This is a genomic window from Halobacteriovorax marinus SJ, assembly GCF_000210915.2.
GTDB lineage: Bacteria > Bdellovibrionota > Bacteriovoracia > Bacteriovoracales > Bacteriovoracaceae > Halobacteriovorax > Halobacteriovorax marinus.
On the sequence record NC_016620.1, the window covers coordinates 3,049,936 to 3,070,414 of the forward strand.

Here is a 20,479-nt window from a genome sequence, read left to right on the forward strand (position 1 = left end):
TAGATCAAAAAATGAACAGTACTTATAAAATTTACTTAAGCTCCCTTGCCAGTTACATAATTTGATATAAAGACCCATGCAAAAATTTATCTTTCTCTTTTTAATTTCTCTCGTGGCCCATGGTGGTATCGTTAATTCTGATGATCGTCATGAGATCCAATACTCTCCCCTACACATTCAAGAGATAGCAAAATCTATTGCAGCACTCATCCCCAAAAAGAATATGACTCAATTGCCAAATGGAGACTATAAACTTCATGGCCTTAGCTATGTCGATGATTTGAACTTTTGTAGCGATGAGAGATTTGTAAATGAGCAGAAGATGATCGCAAATTGTTCCGCTTCTCTTATTGGAAGAAAAGACATCCTAACCGCAGCTCACTGTATTGATGAAGATCACGGGTATTCTATTAGGGATTACTATATTGTCTTTGATTATAAATTCAATGCTGAGACAAAGAGTCATATCGTTGTTCCGAAAAGTAGCGTATTTGAAATAAATAAATTAAAGCAGTACACATTTGATTTCCCAGGAGACAAAGATATTGCTCGACTAGAACTTAAGGAAGCTCCAAAGAATCGTAAAATTCTTAAGTTGGCGAGAAAAAGGATTTCACTTTCAAGTGAGATTTATATGCTTGGCTTTCCTTTTGGTCTTCCTATGAAATATCACGACAATGGTTACATAACTAGTGAGACTACTTTCTTAAATGGACAAGACTCTTTTACTCATAGCCTCGATTCATTCTCTGTTAATTCAGGTTCATCAATCTTCGATGCAAATACAAATGAGATCGTCGGTGTGCTTGTTAGAGGAACAGGGTTAAATTACACCTTGGATAAGGAAAGAAATTGTAATATCTGGGGACAAGGTGATCATCACTTTGGAGAGGCCAATTATATCGATCTTCTCTTAGAGCTTTAATGGTCCGTCGTCACTATAAATACATGTTAAAACTTTAGAGTCATAGGCAGAGTGAGTTAGAACTAGAGAGTAAGCGAAAGCCTTCTTCAGGTTTTCACAATCAAGTCTCTTCCTATTTGTGCACTTGAAACTATCTCCACTGCAATCTATTTTTAAAACAACAGATTTTGCAAATTCACAAACAACATTATTCTTTGTAAGAGCGTCGACTCTCCCTCTAATAAGGTTTTGTCTCTTTGAAGTTTTCTTTTTACAAAAGTCTAAGATATTTACAACTCTTGAAGTACAATCAATTTTAGAATTTCCAACGGCCTGCTCAATGAGACTATCTTTAAATCCCATATCTCCACAGACAGTTTTAAAGGGGTAGATTTCCCTAGAAAGAGAAATGGCCTTATTCTCAATTACTTTAGAGAATGAAGGCCATTGTAAAAATAAAAATAAGAATGTTAACAGATAAATTGATCTCATCAATTTATTAAGCTGGGAAAAGACCTCTAAGTCTCATCGCTCTTTCAAGTCTCGCTAGAGCTGCAATGAAAGCTGCTTTTTTCATATCTGTATTATACTTTGTAGCTGTATCAAAAACATTATCAAATGAATCTTTAAGAATGTCGTGAAGCTTTCCGTTAATCTGGTCTAGATCCCAGAAGAAGTTTTGTAGCCCTTGAACCCACTCAAAGTAAGAAACAATAACACCACCAGCGTTACAAAGGATATCTGGAATAATGAATCCACCACGCTTAGTGATAATATCAATTGCTTCTCTAGTTAAAGGTCCGTTTGCACCTTCAGCAACTATCTTTGCTTTTACGTTTCCAGCATTTTCTTTAGTGACAACACCATCAATCGCAGCAGGAATTAGAACATCTACATCAAGCTCTAGAAGTTGTGCGTTTGAAATTAACTCTACACCTTCCATATCCTTGAGGTACTTTCCTTGTCTTGTCCACTCATAACACTTCTCAATATCGAGACCGTCTTTATTGTAAACAGCACCTGATACATCAGAAATCGCTACAATTCTTGCTCCTTGAGCAGAAAGATCTTGAGCTGCAGGAACACCTACCTTACCAAAACCGTGAATAGCAATCGTTGTATTCTTATCGATTGTCATTCCAAGTTTTTGACAAGCAAAGTTCACACAGTAAGCAACACCTTTACCTGTAGACTCGGCTCTACCTAGTGATCCACCAATCGTAATTGGCTTACCAGTAACAACACCTGGAACAGTATAACCCTTAATCTGAGAATAAGTATCCATGAACCATGCCATTGTTTGTCCGTCTGTCCCGATATCTGGAGCAGGAACATCAACATTTGGTCCAATAATCATATTGATCTCAGTTGCATATCTTCTTGTTAAAGATTGAAGCTCCTGTCTTGATAACTCATTAGGATCAACTTCAATCCCACCTTTTGCTCCACCAAGAGGTAGACCAACAAGTGCACACTTAAATGTCATAAGCATTGCAAGAGCAGCTGTCTCAGAAAGGTCAACTCCTGGGTGAAAACGAATCCCACCTTTTCCTGGACCTAAAGTCATATTGTGCTGAACTCTGTAACCTTGGAAAGTTCTAACTGAACCATCATCAAGACGAATTGGCACGGCAACTTGAAGTGCTCTCTTTGGATATTTTAATCTTTCTAGAATATTTCTATCTAGACCCATTACATCTGCCGCTTGTGTTAGTTGCTCGTAAGCATCTTTAAAAAGTGGCGCATCAAATAAGCTCATTACGGCTCCCTTGAACTAATCGTATTCGAAAAAATAATGCTTCAAATCTACTACTACTTAATAGTACTGAATAGCAATTTTTTAAGAAATTTTGGGATTATTTTTTTAAAGAAAAGAAGTGCTGCACAGTAATGTGCAGCTCTATTGAATAAATTAAAATGGTTTGCTAAAGAACAGCTCTAAAGTTTCACCGCTAGAGGCAATTTCCCTCTTCTTGGCAGTGGAGATTCTCGCCGTAATCTCTTCAGTCAGAGGCTTATCAAGCCTTGCTTCATACTCGTTCTTATTCACGTTATAGTCGAAGTTGGCCTTAAGACCCAAGGCGGCAATATCTTTATTGATATTGATATTTACTCTTCCATCTAGCTTCACAGAAGTTTCATTATTAACCCATGGGTTTTCAACAAACATCAAGGCCTTTCCCTGTAGTACTCTGGCCTTAAATTTAAACTTTAAATTCTTAGAAACTTCCACTCTAGTTTGAGGTTTAAGTGCTTTTTGAACTTTACCTACACGGTGAAGTGTTGAGCCTTCTTCTGCCTCTTTAATCTCACCAGAAAGTCTCTTATCTAGGTACTTTAAAATATACTTATTAAAGTACTTCTGTCTGTCTTCTTGATCTTTAATTTCATACAGTCCAGTTGAAGTCATATTCCAATTTCTTGCATACTCTTCTGTCTTCTCCCAGTCTCGGTATGTATTTCTCATTTTCTTCATCACACCAGCTGTATCTTCTACAAGAATATTTTCGTACCAAAGGACAACATTATTAGGTCTATCGCTGGCCTCTACATCAGGAACAAAGTTACTTGGTCCTCTACTGGCCATTCTCTTATAAGGATTAAGGTAGGAGAGCATTTCAGAGTTTTCACTCTCTGCACTTTTCTTAGATTCAAAAGCGCTTACTTGTGAAATAGAGGCGCAAAGTAAGAGAGTGGTTACTGCCACTTTGCTTTGTCTAAAGTTTAGACGGCCTGTTAAAATTTTACATATACGTTGCTTCATACAAGTCCCTATTTTTCGTAGTTTTCTCTTTCTCTACTTAAAAATAGTGCAATAGCCGTACCAAATTTTGTAAAAAGTGAGTTTCTAAAATGAAACTCATATAACCCACTAATTATTCTAGCATAACCAGTGAAAATAGCGAGATGGAAGTGTTGATGGGAAGAGAGATCCTTTTGCAGGGAGTCGATTTATGTCAAAGCTTTAATCAATTTTTAGTTAAGTGGCTGAAATTAAAAGAGGAGCCTAAGCTCCTCTCAAATTTAGGTAGAATTTTATTGATCGACCATATCTTTGGTTTCTTCAACTAGGGCCTTAAGGATGTCCTTAGTCTTCTTATCCAACTTAAGATCTTTCTGCTTCATATTCATGGCCTTTAGGAAAGCACTGGCCGTAAGACCTTTTGGAAGAGTTGCCTTCTTCTTCTTTGCTGAAGAAGTCGATGCTTTCTTCTTAGTACCTGCAGCGACAACACCACCCTTAATCGCTTTCTTAAGTTGTGACCTCTTTGTAATCTCTCCAGTGTGAACAAGCTTAGTTAGCTTTGTCTTTAGTGGAGATTTCTCAAGAGCATCAAGCTCTAAGAGAACATATTTTTCAATATTGTGGATCTTAGCAGCTTCTCTAAGCTTAGCAGGCATTCTAGCAATTAGAAGTGATCTATGAACTTCTGATTTTGAAATACCAAGGGCAGCACAGATTTTTCTTTCACTGGCCTTAGTTGCCTTTTGATAATTTAAAATACCATCGGCCTTATCAATATAGTGAAGTGCTTCTCTTGAAGAGTTTTCAGAGAATTGAATTGCCATCAATTCTTCTTCGGTCTTATTCTCAAGAACAAAGCAAGGACACTTCTTCATATTGATAGAAGTCATTGCTCTATATCTTCTTTCACCACAAATTAAGGTATATCCCTTCTTTGTTTTATAAAGAACAAGTGGTTGAATCAGACCATTAACTTTAATGTTGGCAGCTAATTCTTTAATTGAAGCATCGTTAAACTTAGTTCTAACCTGCTCTTTTACAATAATATCTTTAATAAGAATTTCATCTAACTTTGCACCCGATAGAAGTCTATCATCGGCTAACTTAATTAGATCACGATTTAAATTCTCTGAAAGATCGATTGTCTTTCTCTTCTTTTTTGAAACTCTAGGCGCGAATGACTTTGCCATACGTTTTTACCCCACATCCTTGTGATTAAAATTTAACTATAAATTAAGAGACTCCCAAAGAGCATCATAATCCTGCTTCCCTCTACTACTATTACCCATCATAAAAACAGGCTTTCTCATTGAGATAGACTCCTGCATTTGAACAAGGTTTCTAATAGGTGGCGTGATATTGAAAGACTGTGAAAGTTCAACAATCCTTTGTTGCTCAATCTTTCTTCTCGTATCAACCATTGATGGGATAATTGAGAAATCTAAACCAGGGTTCTCTGTCTCTTTAATAATCTCGAAAGTATCCATTAACTCTTCAAGACCATCGATAGAATAATCTTGAGCTTGAGTAGGAATAAGAATTCTATTAGAAGCAACTAGCGCCATAATCAACTCGTCTCCAAGCATTGGAGGTGTGTCGATAACAACATAGTCATAATCTTCTGCAACTTCTTGAAGTCTTAATCTAAGTAGACGCTCTTTTCTTCCTGCATCTCTTCTAATCTCACCTTCAGAAAGAATAAGTAGCTTAGAGAGGTTTGCAAGATGTCTACTCGACGGAACAAGCGTTATATTGTCGTAAAACTCAGCATCACCTTCGGCCTTAACAACAACATCCTCAGCAGGAACATCGCCAATTAGCCACTCAGGGATAAGAGTTCTTTGAATTTGCACTCCGAGTGTTGAACTTAGGTTGGCCTGAGAATCAAGGTCAATTACGAGAACCTTATTTCCTTGGTGGGCCAAGTGACATACCAATTGATAACACTGCATTGTTTTACCAACACCGCCTTTATTATTGGCAACTGTGATAACTTCCATGAATCACTCCTTAAATACGCTGATATCCAATTTCAGCGCCTTTTAAAGGTCGAAAAAGACCTAACATACTAAAATAGTAAAAAATGAGTCACACTTCGTCAAAGAAAGAAGATAATTTTTTTTTAGAGTTAAACACCACGCATCACTCTACTGGACATTATGAGAAAAATGAACAATATTTGGGCCATAGAAAAGGGAGAAAATAATGATCAAATCTATCAACTCAACTGAGCTTAAGGCCATGCTTGATGCTAATGAAGAACTCGTTTTAATTGACTGTCGTGAACAGGAAGAATGGGACGAAGGTCATATTGCTGGAGCGAAGTTTATTCCACTTAGCCAGTTTCCAGATCTCTATGCAAATGAATTAAAAGATAAGAGTGCTAACCTCATTCTTCAATGTAGAAGTGGAAGAAGAAGCCTCAATGCCTGTCAATTTCTTCTTGGAGAAGATTTTGAAAACCTAACTAATCTAGAAGATGGAATTCTTGGTTGGCAAAATAACGGATACGAAATCGTAAAGTAATTGGATAAGAAAATGCTCAACTTGTTTGAAGAAGATAAGAAAGACCACCTACCATTAATTTCTGAAGAAGAACTTTCTGATGAAGAAGTGCTTGTAGAGTTAAAGAAAATAAAAGAAGAATTAAAAGATAAGGTTGTTGTTCTTGGACATCACTATCAACAAGATGACGTTATTCAATTTGCAGATGTAACGGGCGACTCACTAAAGCTCGCCCAAGATGCAGAGAAGCTTGATAAGCCATACATCGTTTTCTGTGGAGTTCACTTCATGGCGGAAACGGCTGATATGCTCACAAGCGATAATCAAAAAGTAATCCTTCCAGACCTTAGGGCCGGATGCTCTATGGCCGATATGGCAAACCGCGAACAAATCGACAAGGCCTGGGAGTTTATGAAGAGCTCAACAGAAGAAAAAATTGTACCAATTACATACATAAATTGTTCTGCTGCCCTCAAAGCTTTTGTCGGTGAAAACGATGGAAGTATTTGTACTTCTTCAAATGCTAGAACAATTATTGAATGGGCGTTTAAAGAAGGGCAGAAGCTACTCTTTTTCCCTGACCAACATCTAGGAAGAAATACTTGTGCAGAAATGGGAATCGGTCTCGATGAGATGGTTATCTATAATCCTAATATGTACAATGGTGGTTTAACTGCAGAACAAATTGCCAAGGCAAAAGTTATTCTTTGGTACGGCTACTGTTCAGTTCACCAAGGCTTCACTGCTGCTCAGGTAGAGAATATCAAAAAAGAAAGACCGCAAACAACTGTCATCGTCCACCCAGAGTGTTCCCATGATGTGGTAAAGGCGGCACATGACAATGGATCGACAGCTTATATTATTAACAAAATTAAGGATGCTCCCGCTGGTTCAAGCTTTGCTGTTGGAACAGAAATTAATCTCGTCAATAGACTTGCTCAAAACTTTCCTGATAAAGAAATTATCTCACTATCTCCTTACCAATGTCTCTGCACGACAATGTATCGCGTTAGACCTCGCTGGCTACTTGCCAGTTTCAGAGCGATAAAGGAAGATAAGCCAATAAATGTAATTCAAGTAGATAAGAAAACGACAGAGCTTTCACTGAAGGCCCTGAGTAAAATGCTTGAATTAAGTTAAAGCTTACACACATATATTTAAGGAAGATGAAATGATTTACGCTGACTACAACGGAAGTGCTCCTATTTGTGAGGACGTTAAAGAATACTTTATTAAGAGACTTCAAGACGGCCCATTTGCAAATCCAAACTCTATTCATCGCCTCGGTACTAAAGTTCTTACAGCCATGGAAAATTCTCGCGCTATTTGTGCCAAGACTTTAGGCGCAAAATATACACAAGTTATTTTCAACTCTGGTGCAACTGAAGGTATCACACAGGTTTTCCACAGTGTTCTAGATTCGGCAAAAGATGATGGACAAAATATTGTTATCACTTCGGGAATAGAGCACTCAGCAGTCATCAACTGTGCAAAGTTCTATGTTAATAAAGGCTATACTCATAAAATTGTTCCAACTCTTTCAAATGGTGTTATTGATTTTGATCAATTAAAAGAATGGCTAAAAGAGTTTAAAGGTAGAATCGCTCTAGTCGCGATCATGGCCGCTAATAATGAAACGGGAGTTATTCAACCGTTTGAAGAGATTGCTTCAATCTGTACAAAAAATGAAGTTCCATTTCTCTGTGATACCACTCAATTCATTGGAAAGTGTCACTTCGATTTTCAAAAAACTAATATTGATTACGCCGTAACTTCTGGACATAAGTTTGGGGCCCTAACGGGAACAGGAATTCTTCTTGCAAAACACCCTGGAAAACTTCATCCGTTAGTTATTGGTGGTGGACAAGAAAAAGGTATTCGCGGCGGAACTCAAAACTACCTCGGATATGAAACTCTAGCAGTGGCCCTAGATAGCTTTACTAAAAATGCTGGAAAGTATGAAGACCTTAAAGTTAAAAGACTAGAGTTTGAAAAAGAAATCAAAAAGAGATTTCCTCAAGTTGTTATTCTTGGAGAAGATGCTCCACGAGTTTGCTCAACTACTTATATCTCCTACCCTGGTGTTCACGGTCAGGCCGTTCAAATTGAACTAGAATCATCAGATATTTTTGTTACCACTTCTTCTGCCTGCTCTGACAATGAGCCAGTTACTTCAAAAGTACTAAAGGCCATGGGAGTTAGCGACGAAGTTGGTCGTGGTGTAGTGAGAATAAGTTTAGGACATTGTAGCCCCCTTGAAAGTTATGACAAAATCCTAGAAGCTTTAACTAATGCATATGAAAAATTAGGAAAAATTAAAAGCTACTAGTCATGACTAAAATTCTTATTACGATATTCACATTACTCTATGTAGGGTCTTGTGCCTCCAATCAAGTTCCAACAAAGGTTCTCAGTGAGCCAGATTGGAGTGATGTTGAAGTATTGGAAAATGAGAAGAAAATTACAATCGCCTCTATTAATTATTTCAATAGCTCAATAGCAACTCAAGTAGAGAACTTCGATCAAATCGGAACGATGCGAATTGGCGGTCTCCAATTAATCAAGAAGTATTCCTCAATTCTTAAAGAAAGACTTCCTGATCAGGTTCTGATGCTAAGTGCAGGAGACCTAATTAACGAAAACCAAAAAGGTGGAGTTGATTCAATACTAGACGACTTTGAAAATATTGGCTTCGATGCTTTTCACCTCTCTGAGAGCGAATTAAAAATGCTTTCAATAAAGCAAATTGCTAAGACAAGTAATAGCTTTATTAATTCCAATATTATTGAACTATCAAAGAAGTCCCCTCTTAAATCAAAGAATATAGATAACTACATGGTTAAAACTATAAATGGAGTAAAGGTTGGAGTCATTGCAGTAACAACTTATAAGAATACAGAAGCAAGAAAACATAAATACTTAAACGGCCTTTACTTTGAAGATCCTGTTTATAGTATTCTCAAAATCCATGATCAACTTAAAAGAAAGGGTGTGGAAGTTTTTGTATTAATGATTAAGGGACAGAGAGTTTGTAAAGAGGGTGAATGTACATCTAACAAAGAAGAACTCTCTCAATTAATAAAGCGACTTCCACCAGAGAAAATAGACGTAATTATTGGGTCAGAGCCAGAGCTAATTAATCAAAAAATTGGTGGAATCCCATTCATTCAAAATCTTGGGCAAGGAAAGTACCTAAGTCGTATCGATTTATTCTTTGACACTAAAACGAAGACTATAAACGATAGTAAGACTTTAATGCATTCACCAATTAAGCTTTGTTCCCAGTTTTTTAAGGCAACAAACGATTGTCATATAGAAGATGATTATTACAAAGAAGCAAAAACTGAATTAATAAAAGATAGCCATATGGAATTATCAAGAGCATATTTCTTAGGAATTGAAATTTAATTACACACTAAGATCCCATCTTCTGCACAAATAACTCTAAGATCACTTTCACAAAACCCTGCAGGGCTATCATCGAAACAGAGCTCTCTTGCATCTATTCCACTCCATGCAATACCTCGTGGACATGCAGGTCTCCCCTTTTGTCCACACTTTACAGGGCTACAAACCTTAGAGCCTCCTCCACTACAATTATAGTCGACGACATACTCCCAACCATAGAGGCACTCTCCACAGAAACTCTCTCCCTGGATTTTACAGTCCTTATTTTTCTTCTCACAGAATAGGATTTGATTACTTTCTTTTAGGTCCCAGTCTCCAGGCCACATGGAAGATCTCATCTTCTTGTCTAGATCTCTCGTTACACGCAATCCTTTATTCATGCGATATGTTCCAGAGGAAGAGTACTTAGTCATTTTAGCTTGAGTAAACTCACTACTTCTCATTCTATTTATTAGAGAAAATTCTAGCTCTCTCTTTTCTTTTAAATACTCAAAGCTTAATTTAAAACCAAAGACAGCATTTCTTATGCTTTTTCCTTTAATATGATCGGTTGTAAACTTTACCTTTAGATCATTTATATTCTGTAGTGACATCTCTTCGTTATTTGTAGGTAGCACAGGACAATTCGCTTCCTTCTTTCTAACGACTTGTAAGACACCTACATTTGAGGGTGAAGGAACTCTGTAATTGAGACAGTAACTCTTGGACTCTAATAGATTCTGCCAACTACCTACAGGTCTAGAAATAGGATCTCCATTTACAAAAGATGAATTCCACTTAAAGTCCTCTTCAAAGCTGAGTTTAATTTTTAGAAAATTTTCAAAGTTCTCAACCTTCTCTTTGTCTTTATAAAAGTAGTGCTCACATGAGCTAGTAATCAAAGTAAGGATAAGAATAAATAGAACTCTACTCATACATATTCCTCATACATCGAAAACCAATCTCTAAACTTCTTCCATCAACTCCTGCAGGCTTTTCCTTTTTCCAATCTATATTCTTATCGAGGTGAGCCACACCATCCCAGTAGAGCTTCTCTCCCAACATATGGACGCTACTCTGAGCAGGAAAATAGAAGCTTGATGCTCTTAAGTTTTCCTTGGGCTCTAAACTATTTTCATATGCCTCAAAAGGGCCTCCCATAACTTGAAATATTCCACTCCAACTTGATGACTTTGTCATATGAGAGATGAAAGGTGTGACTTCAAAGCAATCTTGAACATAGGCCTTTTCGCAGTCAAATTTAGTTAATGGTAAATCAGAATCTCTTTTCATCTTAAAGAGAAATGAATCTCCACTTCTTCTTGTCCATGGGTAATCGTAGCGAATCAGCGTTCTTCCCGCTTTATCTGAAGATCCTGATGGATAGAAGCTCGCCGCCTCTACGACCTGTGCGCTGGCAAGACTCTTTCCTTTAAAGGCACAATACTTTTTCATTTCATCTAGAGAGAGAAAGACTGATGGTCTCTCTAGTGGAAATTTCTTTTCAATATTTAAACCTAGAGTCTCGATCCATTCATTTACTTCTCTATTCGTTACTAAGAATTTATCCACATAAATATTTCGATTAAAGTTATCCCATGTCCAATCAAATTTTCTCTTTGGAGATGTTTTAGTTTTATATCCATAAGATTTTCTAGGAAGGTAAGTGTCTCGACATGTATCCTCTAAATCAATATTGTAAACTGAATCATCCAACTGAACTTGAACTCGAAGTGAAAAGGCAGAAATATTTTCTTCTAAAGAGTTCTGTCTAGATAGTACTGAATAGTACTTTCCCTTTGAATTTTTAATAATACCTAATGAAGAATTATTTTCTAAATAGCAATTTAGAAATTCACTATTACATTTAGAATAGGAGATATCGACAATATCTTTAAGTTGAAGATCGGGACAATACTTTCCAATATCTTTCCACTCACTACTGGTAGCCCCTTCCTCCCACTTTTGAGAAATTTTTTTAGAGGTATCCAGTACACGTTCAATAACCTGAACTTCCCTCTCAAGTTTCTTCTTTCTCTCAAGACTCTTCCACCTCAAAATGGCCACAATGACACCAAATACAACAAGCATCATTACTAGAGTGAAAAGAATGGTCTTTACTTTTTTCATAAAACCTTTTTTACAGGACTTAAATGCCATCTGGCCTTATAATTATATAGAGGCTTTTATAGTAAATAAAGGTCAGAATAAGTTTGATGGGGGACCAATGGATTGGTTAGAAGAAGCAAATCAAAAAGATTCACACAGTGAAGTTCATTCATTTAGAGACTATATGGATATCTTTCACAAATATCCAATTAGAGAGACTAGACCAACATATAAGTACCTCCTCGATATGGTACATAGCTATGGACAAGATACAGATGGGAACTACAAAGTTTTCCAACATAAGTATCCTGACTCTCCCCCTGTCTATGGCCAAAAAAGAACACAACGTGCCCTTATCGAAAATCTAGAGAACTTCGAAAAAGAAGGTGTAAATAATAAATTCATACTCTTAGTTGGTCCAAATGGATCGTCTAAATCAAGTCTTGTTAGACAATTTATGAAAGGTGCTGAGTCCTATTCTAAAAAAGACGAAGGTGTGCTCTATTCTTTTAGTTGGATCTTTCCAATTGATAATTACATTAAGGGAAATCTTGGATTCTCTTCAGATAGAACAAATAGAGACTTAAATACTTATGCCTATCTAGAAGACAAAGATATTTCTGCCATTCTTGGAAGTGAGTTAAAAGATCACCCGCTCCTACTTATTCCTAAAGAGTATAGACAAGAAATTTTAAATGATACCCTCGCCAAAGATCCTTCTCACCTTGAGATGGTCAAGAAGTCATATATTTATAAGAGTGACCTCTCTAAGAGAAATAGAATGATCTATGATGCCCTCTTAAAGAATTATAAGGGAAAACATACTGAAGTCTTAAAGCATATTAGAGTAGAGAGAATACTAATCTCCAAGAGATACTCAGCGAGTGCAGTTACAATTGAGCCACAATTACATGTAGATGCTAAACTTCAACAGATTACCATGGATAAGAGACTAGCTAGTCTACCTCCTTCACTTCAATGTCTAAACCTCTTCTCAATGCAAGGTGAAGTCGTTTTAGCGAACAGAGGTATCCTAGAATATTCAGATTTACTTAAAAGACCACTAGATACATATAAGTACTTACTTATGACAATGGAAACTGGAAGTATTAATCTTCAAGGTATACTTACTCAACTTGATATCTTCTTTGTTGGAACGAGTAATGAAATTCATCTTGCGGCCTTCAAACAGCATCCAGACTTCAATTCTTTCAAAGGAAGAATTAACTTTATTAGAGTGCCATACTTATTGAATTACAAAGATGAAATGAATATTTATCAAGAACAGGTAGAGGGACTCAAGAGTAACTCTGTCTTTGAGCCTCATGCACTTGAAGCATTCTGTCTCTTTGCAATTATGACAAGACTTAGATGTAGCCAGACGAAACACTTTGAGAACTCTAAGCTGGCCAAGATTGCAACGACACTTAGTCCTCTTGAGAAAGCAAAACTCTATGCCATTGAAGAGTTACCAGAAAATCTAGACTCAGAAGAGAAACAAATTCTTAAACTTGGAAGAGTTGATATCCAAGCTGAGTTTGAAAATGAAAATCTTTATGAAGGGAAATTTGGTATTTCACCTAGAGATATGAAGAATATTCTCTATAAGATTACTTCTAAGCATGAAACCATTACATTTGTAGAAGTTATTGATTACCTCTATAAATTGATTCAGAAGAAGAATAATTACGACTTCTTAAATATGACTCCTCAAGGAGACTTTCACCACCCAGCGAGATTTATAGCTCTAATTAAAGAAGAGTGCCTAAATCGCTTTGACCGTGAATTCAGAGAAAGTCTTGGCCTAGTTGATGATAGATCATACGAAGATTACTTAAAGAGATATATTGAGAATGTTAACGCTCTTATTAAGGGCGAGAGAATTAAAAATATTATCACTGGAAAGTATGAAGAAGCAGATGATTACTTTATCAAGGAATTTGAGCAGAGTATAAACCTTAATGAGTCATCTGATTCATTTAGATCACACCTTATCTCAAAACTTGGAGCTTGGTACCTAGATAATCCTGGAAAACAAATTATCTATAACGAAGTTTTTCCAGATATTGTTGAAAGATTGCAAGAGTCATTTAGAGTTGAGCAAAAAAAGGTCATTGTAGAAATCTCTAAACACCTTGTTTTCTTTGAGAAGGAAATCTCAACAGCAGAGGATGAAGATGCTAAAACTCCCCTATCTGATGCCAATAGAAATCAAATAAGAAAAGTTTTAGATAACCTCATTGAGAATTATAGTTATTCACAAAACGGGGCACTTGCGCTAATAAAGTTCATTATAAAAGAGCGTTATTAACAAATAGGCCGTAAATGCCAATTATTGAAAAAACTTTTGAAAGTGAGAAATACACCGCAGTCTATCTTGTTGAAGAAGAACACGATGGAATGCGGCTTGATCAGTATCTTCAAATCTATCTGGCCAGTTGGTCTAGAGAGCAAGTCAAAAAAAAGATTGCTGGTGGTGATATCTTAATCAAAGGTCGCCCGGGAAAGCATAGGCCATCCACAAAAATATATACAAGAGATATCATTACTCTCGTCACTGTAAAAACAGAACATGAAGACGAGTACTGGAATGGAGAATTACTAGAGCTTGAACTTAAGCCAAGTATTATCTTTGAAGATGATGAATTAATTATCATCTCTAAACCACCCTATATGTCTACTCATCCAACAGGTAAGCACCTATTTAATTGTGCGACTGTATACTTTGAATCACTCTACAAGAAAACAGTTCATTCTATTCATAGACTAGACAGAGAAACATCAGGTGTTCTTATGCTTGCAAAGACACCAAAGTGTGCTCAGAGCATGACTGACTGCTTTGAAAAAGACTTAGTTAGAAAGTGCTACTTTTTTATTGCTTATAATAAATCTTGGAATGGAGAGCAGAGCTTTGAGGACAATCATCGCCTAGGTGCTAGTGAGGAAGGGCTAAAGCGAGTCTATATTAACCATTTCCCAAAAGAGTCTAGCGAAGGAAAGAGCGCAAGAACTCTCTTTAGAGTCATTCATAGTGAAGGTGATTACGTTCTTGGACTAGCCTTCCCTATCACTGGAAGACAGCACCAGATTAGAGTTCACGCGATGATTAATGGGCTTCCTCTAGTTGGTGACAAGCTCTACTTAGGAAACTTTAAAATGTTTCAGAGGTTTAAAGATAATATTGCGACTAAGGAAGACCATGATCTTATGGAAATTAGCCGCCATGCTCTCCATGCCATCGCTCTTAGAGCACCCTACAAGGGAGAAGAGAAGGTTTTCTCATCTCACATCCCAAAAGATTTACAAGAATGGATCACTACAAATATGACCATTGACTTAAATCACCTTCAAGAACAACTTGAAGAAGAGATTCAAAATTACTTTAATAAAGAAAGTAGATGATTATAAACTCCGTCTGGCCCATCATTCTCTTCACCTAGAAGAATGGTTTGTGGACGATACTCAAGTTTACTTAGAACATCTTTAATACTTGAAACACCTACAGAGTTTTGAAAATAACGAAACATTGACTCATCATTGAGAGAGTCACCAAAGTAAATGCACTCGTCTAGTGAAATATCTTTATAGAATTTTTCAGAGAATGTTTTTACAGCGTTATACTTAGATACGTCTCCACTCCAAAAGTTCAAGTGTACATTTGAAGTTGAATAATTGATTTCTTCTTTATCTAAAAAAGACTTAACATTTTTTAAGAGATCAATATCAAGTAATAAGTCAGATAATTCAATTGCCCTATCAGTAAGTCTACCGAATGAGTCTGCACTTAAATTAATATTTGAAAACTTCTTTAATAGCGACTTTGTTGAAACTTCAAGATGCTTAATATTACTACGCTTAACAAAGGGCTCATCAATTGGGTTTCCAAGCTTATCTCTTCTAATTAAAACTCCACCACCTTCGGCTATTACATAGTCCAAGGCCTTAAAGTGAGTAATTAAGAAATGTCCCCATGAAAGAGAGCGTCCTGTAACAATAACTAAAGGAATTGAATGGGCCTTCACTAAATTCAATATATCAAAGAACCTAGCAGTAAACTCTGTTCCTTTTGTAAGTGTTCCATCAAAGTCTGAAAAAATTATTTTAGGTGCCATAAAAAGGGCCCTCGCCAGGCCCTGTTAATTTATTGAAGTGGGTATGAAAGTCCAACTAGAATTGAAGTGAACGAATCCTTTAGCCCTAATTGAATCTCAGCATTTGCTTGTAGATGCTTATATTGTTCTAAAGGTACGTTACCGTTGATCCCTAAGTTTGCACTGATTGTTGACTCATAAGTTTTTGTGTCACCATCAAGTGAAAGACCTACTGGCATCGAGAAGTATGGGTAAGCTTCTTTTCCCCAAAAGCTGAAACCTTTTGAAACAGTTGGAGCTAAAGAGAGTTTTGTTCTACTTACTTCAAACTCTTTCGCAAGTTCCATAGTCGTCTTAACTGAAACTTTTGGCTGCTTATAGTAGTCAGGGAAGATTTCATAATCTACACCTGTAAAGAATCTATTGCTCATCTCACCACCAGAAATACCAAGACCCGCATCAAAAACGGCCTTCTTAGAAAATTTCTGAGTATATCTAACCTGCGCACCAATTCCACCACCAGAAGAAGTTACACCAAGAACCTCTGATGAAATTAATTTCTTTCCCGTCATCATTGGAAAAGAAGAGACACCTGTACCTAGGGACCACGCGTTAGTAGAAAGTAATGTTGCTGCTGCAAATGAAAGAAGTTTTATTTTCTTCATGTTCTCCATCCTTGAGAATAATGATTTTAATAATTTGTTACTGAATATTCTAACTTGATAAATGCTTCAGAGTCAAAATTGACAACGGGCAACATTCTTTTTTTCGAAACTTTAAAACTCTTCGATTGACTCTACGGACAAAAACCTCTATAAATATCAACTCAAGACTTCTATGGTGGCCGTAGTTCAGTTGGTAGAGCGCCAGATTGTGATTCTGGTTGTCGTGGGTTCGAGTCCCATCGGCCACCCCATTTTTCGAATAAATTCTCAAACTAAATTTATGATGGTCCTAGTCTCTGCTGCCAAGCAGGCGCTGACGCTTCTGCATGCAGCAAAGATGCTCTCATCAAAATGCTTATCAAGCATTTTGACTTCGGCACAACCATCGGCCACCCCATTTTTTGTTCGATTAAAATCTCACAAACATTCATACGATGGTCCTAGTCTCTGCTGCTAAGCAGGCGCTGACGCTTCTGCATGCAGCAAAGATGCTCTCATCAAAATGCTTATCAAGCATTTTGACTTCGGCACAACCATCGGCCACCCCATTTTTCCTTTAATATACAACCAATCTAGTTCCAATAATGGAAAATTCTAAGAGGCTAGTTAGTCAGAATAGAACCTCTCTCCGAAAGAGTTCTACTATCAGAGATATCAACCCAGCTTCCATGAAAGGTTATTGGAATAACCTGTGACAACTCAATCCTTGCTTGAAACCTTAAATCTCTCGCAGTTAACAACAAGTAATAACTAATATTTTTATAGCTATCAAAAACAAGACTTAAAACATATTCACAACCATCACCACTTGCTTCACTAGTTATCGGTACTGGCTCAGAACAAAGCTGACCTTCATCGTAAACAAAAGTGACCACTTCATTTTTTTCATTTATTCTGCTAATACTTGATCTAAAAAAACCATCTATATACTCTTCACTTTGAAGCCAAATATAGGGATACTTTTTCCCTGAAAAAAATTTTGCAATTCTTGGAAACTCACAATGACCATTCCACCTTAAATTTGATATGAAAGTATTATTCTTAACATCAATTTCAGCTCTATGTAGTTTTCCGTGAGAATGATTATCACTTTCTCTCCAATTCAGCTCACTTCCATCTCCTAAGTTCTTAAATAATTTAATGTCAGGGTAGTGAATATAATCCACATAGATTTTTCCATTTTCCTCAAAAGCTCCTGCGAAGTGACTGGCAAAGAAAGCCTTTGTTTTAAATCGGTATGATTTTTCACAATCATCAATAGGTACTACAATTATTTCTGTTTGAGATTTCTCATCCCATTTTAGACAGTCAATGAAGCTACCTATTGATAGCAATAATTTCCAAATTATTAGTTGTGCGGGAGCGATAAAGAAAATTAAGTAATTATCACTAACAATAAAATCATGAAGCATCACCGGCTTTTCTAAGGTCAAACTCCCGATTCTTCTCACTTTTCCACTATTTGGAAGCTCATAGAAATTTAACTTAGTTTCTCTTCCGTATTCTAAACCAAAATTATATGAACACTCTCTTGAGGCTACATAGTGAGGGTGAGCCGAAAAAGTCCCTTTAATTTCTCCATTAAAATCCTCCTCTCCAATAGTAGCTAATGTTTCAAAGTCTATTTGAGTAGGTTTTGCTCCCTCCATAAGTGCGTAAAGTCCTTGCTGCCAAGCTACAATGTGAGTATTTGCTGTATTTTTTCTTTTATTTTTTAATCCATTTATAAACCTACTAAACCAAGGCGCTTTTGAACCATATATGTTCTTCCCCTTATTTATCTCTTCTAAAAGGCCTTCACTTTGAACAACTTTGGAAGAAGCATAGGCCTTTGAATCTTTAAACTTAATGGCACTAATCGCTCCATCTCCTTCAAAAGTGTGCTTATACCGTTTTCCAAATTGTTCAAAAATCCCTACTCCACTACGATACAATATTCCATTAAGAGAACTCGGTATTTCTCCAATCACACTTACTTCAATAAAATCGTGCTCTTTATCTAAATTTTTAAAAAACTTAATTGGGGAAGGAGGTGTTTTTTTATCCATTTTTCACCTCCTTAGTAAATTTTAGATATTCATAAATTTTTTCTAAGGCATTTGAACGACTTACATCAAAATCAATTTTTTTCCAGACTTCATGTTTTGAATCAATACCTAGATGCTCTATGTAGTCAGCAGAAGCAACAAAGTATTGCCCTTTATATGTTAATAAATATCCACCATATTGCTTTTGATAATCCTGAGCTTCTTGATGCTGAGTGAACCAGTGATTGAGAAAAGAAGAGGACTTTTCATACCAAAATGTATCAAGAGAGTTTTTATAATCTTTCCAAGTGGAAAAATTATTTTTCTCAGCAAGCAATTCTAATGCTTGTTTTAGCCTAATGCCTTTTTCTTTTGATAAGATGTGAGCAAGCTTTTTAGCTTCAATAATTGATTTCATACCAACCTTTTAATAACCAGATAATTCGCGATAGGTTATATAAGAGTTAATATAAATGTCTTTGAATCTTATGAAGTGATTATCTCTTTTGCGAATACAGGCATCTTCCACTACCTACAACTAGGATAACTAACTTCACAATATTTTTCAAACTAAATTTTATACTTGTTCCAGAATTGACCTTTTCCGCATAGCTTATTTTTTTCAAATAACTAAAATCATATTACCAACGCCATGCAATCCATTCCAAATCCATCTAAACACCCACCCCATTTTTCGAATAAATTCTCAAACTAAATTTATGATGATCCTAGTCTCTGCTGCTAAGCAGGCGCTAACGATTTTTAAGCGATATCGAGGGAAAGGTCTCCATTAGATGATTCTACTTCGTGCTCGCCAGTAGAGTCTTCGTTATGTTCAGAAGTTACTTCTTCTCTTTCTTCAGTTTGCTCATCTTTATCATTATCTCCAAACTCAAGATTTCTTTCGAAATTAGTTGGAGATGATGCTGCACCACTTGCGACTTCAAATGATAGAGTTTTTTCTTTATAGAGCTGAGTTAAGTGCTGGTCGAAGGACTGCATCTTCCCTTTAGACTTCTCTATAGTTATATACATTTTGGATAGGTCTTCTTTTCCACTTATACAGTCTTGAATACCAACTGTATTAACCATGATCTCCTGAGCACAGACTCTACCTTTTCCATCCATTGTTGGAAGAAGACGCTGGCTGATCGAACCAAATAAACACTCTGATAATCTAAGTTTTACATTGTCTTGTTCTTCGGGAGGGAACATCGAAACGATCCTATTGATCGTTGCTGGAGCATTCGTGGTATGAACTGTTGCAAAAACTAAATGCCCCGTCTCTGCTGCCTTCATCGATATTTGAATCGTTTCAGCATCCCTAAGTTCACCAATCACGATGATGTCTGGATCTTGCCTAAGTGCACCTCTCAGCGCATCCTTGAAACTGTCCGTATCTTCACCAAGCTCTCTTTGAGTAATCCTCGACTTTTCAGAAGTAAAGATAAATTCAATCGGATCTTCGATTGTTAAAATATGTTCTTCTCTTGTTCTATTAATTTCTTGAATAATGGATGCCAAGGTAGAACTCTTTCCTGAACCAGTTACACCTGTAACTAATACGAGTCCTCGCTTTGCATTTACAAATCCCTGCAATGCAGATGGAAGACCCAGCTCTGCCATTGTTGGAACTTTAATATTAATAACTCTCATTATAATAGCTATTCGCCCTTGAAATTTGAGAAGACTTATTCTTACTCTACAAATTTTTCCAAGCTGATAAGAGCCATCATACTCTTTAATTGTTTCAATGTTTTTTAAAATATTTTTATCGGGAATAATGGTATGACAAATAGTGAGCATATCCTCTTTCGAAAGAATATCTCCCTTTATCTTCTTAAGGCCACCTCTCATTCTAAAGTACGGATTCTCACCTTCTCTAAGATGAATATCACTAACGCCGTTGGCAGTAGCTAGTTTTAATAGTTTATGAAAGGATTCTTTAGTTATTGGCATAATCACTTATCGGTAATCTAAAGAAAACTTGTATCTTTTTTTAAAAAACAAAAAAGTCAACATTAACTATTTAAAGCAGATGGCCA

The 20,479-nt window shown here is 36.4% G+C and carries 19 protein-coding genes and 1 tRNA gene; 8 read left to right on the top strand and 12 right to left on the bottom strand.

The window, feature by feature from the left end:
* Positions 1–76: 76 nt before the first annotated feature.
* On the top strand, positions 77–925 hold the full coding sequence (locus BMS_RS14515; RefSeq protein ID WP_014245576.1) for a trypsin-like serine peptidase: 849 nt from the start codon (positions 77–79) through the stop codon (positions 923–925).
* Here the strand turns inward: BMS_RS14515 and BMS_RS14520 are convergent.
* The 5 genes from BMS_RS14520 to BMS_RS14540 all read right to left on the bottom strand — a co-directional run bounded on the left by BMS_RS14520 (position 914) and on the right by BMS_RS14540 (position 5,650).
* On the bottom strand, positions 914–1,396 hold the full coding sequence (locus BMS_RS14520; RefSeq protein ID WP_044557666.1) for a hypothetical protein: 483 nt from the start codon (positions 1,394–1,396) through the stop codon (positions 914–916). The two genes, BMS_RS14515 and BMS_RS14520, sit on opposite strands and share 12 nt — an antisense overlap.
* Before the next feature lie 7 nt (positions 1,397–1,403).
* Positions 1,404–2,663, bottom strand: coding sequence for a Glu/Leu/Phe/Val family dehydrogenase (locus tag BMS_RS14525; protein WP_014245578.1), 1,260 nt, complete (start codon positions 2,661–2,663; stop codon positions 1,404–1,406).
* Between the two features lie 153 nt (positions 2,664–2,816).
* On the bottom strand, positions 2,817–3,668 hold the full coding sequence (locus BMS_RS14530) for a hypothetical protein (RefSeq protein ID WP_014245579.1): 852 nt from the start codon (positions 3,666–3,668) through the stop codon (positions 2,817–2,819).
* 272 nt (positions 3,669–3,940) lie between these two features.
* On the bottom strand, positions 3,941–4,840 hold the full coding sequence (locus BMS_RS14535) for a ParB/RepB/Spo0J family partition protein (RefSeq protein ID WP_014245580.1): 900 nt from the start codon (positions 4,838–4,840) through the stop codon (positions 3,941–3,943).
* Positions 4,841–4,876: 36 nt separating this feature from the next.
* Positions 4,877–5,650 (bottom strand): ParA family protein, encoded by a 774-nt coding sequence (locus tag BMS_RS14540; protein WP_014245581.1) that lies wholly within the window; start codon positions 5,648–5,650, stop codon positions 4,877–4,879.
* Between the two features lie 205 nt (positions 5,651–5,855).
* On the opposite strand from BMS_RS14540, the gene BMS_RS14545 reads away from it, so the two are divergent.
* From BMS_RS14545 to BMS_RS14560, 4 genes are read left to right on the top strand one after another with little or no spacing between them, the layout of a single operon-like run.
* Positions 5,856–6,176 carry a rhodanese-like domain-containing protein gene (locus tag BMS_RS14545; protein ID WP_014245582.1) on the top strand — a complete coding sequence of 107 codons (321 nt, stop codon included), beginning with the start codon at positions 5,856–5,858 and terminating at the stop codon, positions 6,174–6,176.
* Between the two features lie 12 nt (positions 6,177–6,188).
* Positions 6,189–7,295, top strand: a complete 1,107-nt coding sequence (gene nadA / locus BMS_RS14550; RefSeq protein ID WP_044557667.1) for a quinolinate synthase NadA — start codon at positions 6,189–6,191, stop codon at positions 7,293–7,295.
* A gap of 31 nt (positions 7,296–7,326) precedes the next feature.
* A complete protein-coding gene (locus BMS_RS17195; protein ID WP_014245584.1) occupies positions 7,327–8,484 on the top strand; it encodes a cysteine desulfurase family protein in 1,158 nt (385 codons plus the stop codon).
* Between the two features lie 2 nt (positions 8,485–8,486).
* Positions 8,487–9,563 carry a bifunctional UDP-sugar hydrolase/5'-nucleotidase gene (locus BMS_RS14560; protein ID WP_014245585.1) on the top strand — a complete coding sequence of 359 codons (1,077 nt, stop codon included), beginning with the start codon at positions 8,487–8,489 and terminating at the stop codon, positions 9,561–9,563.
* Here BMS_RS14560 and BMS_RS14565 read toward each other — a convergent pair.
* Positions 9,560–10,477, bottom strand: a complete 918-nt coding sequence (locus tag BMS_RS14565; protein WP_014245586.1) for a hypothetical protein — start codon at positions 10,475–10,477, stop codon at positions 9,560–9,562. The genes BMS_RS14560 and BMS_RS14565 overlap by 4 nt on opposite strands.
* Positions 10,470–11,672: a hypothetical protein gene (locus BMS_RS14570; RefSeq protein ID WP_044557668.1), complete on the bottom strand. Its 1,203-nt coding sequence runs from the start codon at positions 11,670–11,672 to the stop codon at positions 10,470–10,472. Before BMS_RS14570 ends, BMS_RS14565 begins: the two co-directional genes overlap by 8 nt.
* 97 nt (positions 11,673–11,769) lie before the next feature.
* Here BMS_RS14570 and BMS_RS14575 point away from each other — a divergent pair, with 97 nt between their 5' ends.
* Both BMS_RS14575 and BMS_RS14580 read left to right on the top strand, forming a co-directional pair.
* Positions 11,770–13,962, top strand: a complete 2,193-nt coding sequence (locus BMS_RS14575; protein ID WP_014245588.1) for a serine protein kinase PrkA — start codon at positions 11,770–11,772, stop codon at positions 13,960–13,962.
* 14 nt (positions 13,963–13,976) lie between these two features.
* Positions 13,977–15,053 (top strand): pseudouridine synthase, encoded by a 1,077-nt coding sequence (locus BMS_RS14580; RefSeq protein WP_044557670.1) that lies wholly within the window; start codon positions 13,977–13,979, stop codon positions 15,051–15,053.
* Here the strand turns inward: BMS_RS14580 and BMS_RS14585 are convergent.
* Positions 15,029–15,763: an HAD family hydrolase gene (locus BMS_RS14585; protein WP_014245590.1), complete on the bottom strand. Its 735-nt coding sequence runs from the start codon at positions 15,761–15,763 to the stop codon at positions 15,029–15,031. The two genes, BMS_RS14580 and BMS_RS14585, sit on opposite strands and share 25 nt — an antisense overlap.
* A 29-nt stretch (positions 15,764–15,792) precedes the next feature.
* On the bottom strand, positions 15,793–16,407 hold the full coding sequence (locus BMS_RS14590; protein WP_044557671.1) for a hypothetical protein: 615 nt from the start codon (positions 16,405–16,407) through the stop codon (positions 15,793–15,795).
* A 175-nt stretch (positions 16,408–16,582) separates the two neighbouring features.
* Between BMS_RS14590 and BMS_RS14595 the strand changes: the two genes are divergently transcribed.
* Positions 16,583–16,658, top strand: a tRNA-His gene (locus BMS_RS14595).
* 351 nt (positions 16,659–17,009) lie between these two features.
* On the opposite strand, the gene BMS_RS14600 is transcribed toward BMS_RS14595, so the two are convergent.
* From BMS_RS14600 to BMS_RS14610, 3 genes are all read right to left on the bottom strand, one after another.
* Complete coding sequence (locus BMS_RS14600; protein ID WP_014245592.1) at positions 17,010–18,455, bottom strand: carotenoid oxygenase family protein; 1,446 nt, start codon at positions 18,453–18,455, stop codon at positions 17,010–17,012.
* Positions 18,448–18,852, bottom strand: a complete 405-nt coding sequence (locus tag BMS_RS14605) for a hypothetical protein (protein ID WP_014245593.1) — start codon at positions 18,850–18,852, stop codon at positions 18,448–18,450. The genes BMS_RS14600 and BMS_RS14605 overlap by 8 nt, the downstream gene beginning before the upstream one ends.
* Before the next feature lie 344 nt (positions 18,853–19,196).
* A complete protein-coding gene (locus BMS_RS14610; RefSeq protein WP_044557672.1) occupies positions 19,197–20,393 on the bottom strand; it encodes a type IV pilus twitching motility protein PilT in 1,197 nt (398 codons plus the stop codon).
* Positions 20,394–20,479 lie beyond the last annotated feature (86 nt).